Origin of the sequence: Mesorhizobium sp. M2E.F.Ca.ET.209.01.1.1 (genome assembly GCF_004010375.2) — a bacterium.
Lineage (GTDB): Bacteria > Pseudomonadota > Alphaproteobacteria > Rhizobiales > Rhizobiaceae > Mesorhizobium.
Genome location: NZ_SADP02000919.1, coordinates 1 through 309 on the forward strand (window position 1 = coordinate 1; position 309 = coordinate 309).

Sequence of the window (309 nt, forward strand, 5' to 3'; positions counted from 1 at the left end):
TCCGCATCGTCGAGGTCTACCTGGTCACCACCGCGATGTATCTGGTGACCGGCTACATCATGCTTTTTGGGCTGCGGCTCGTCGAGCGCCGGTTCAGGGCGGCGCGCTGACATGCTTGGCCAGATCCTCTACGCGCTGCCCTTCCTCGCCCAAGGCTTCGCCGTGACCTTGTGGGTATCGCTGCTGGTCGTGGTGCTGTCGCTCATCGCCGGCGTCCTGCTGGGCGTCGGCCTGGTCTATGGACCGGCGCCGCTGCGCTGGGCGGTGCGCATCTTCTCGGACACCATTCGCGGCATTCCGATCCTGGTG

1 protein-coding gene is annotated in these 309 nt (G+C 65.7%); it reads left to right on the forward strand.

All coding sequences use genetic code 11. The features are described from left to right. Positions 1-111 precede the first annotated feature (111 nt). Positions 112-309, forward strand: a 198-nt coding sequence (locus EN852_RS38495; RefSeq protein ID WP_145994158.1) for an ABC transporter permease subunit, incomplete at its 3' end; no start/stop codon positions are given.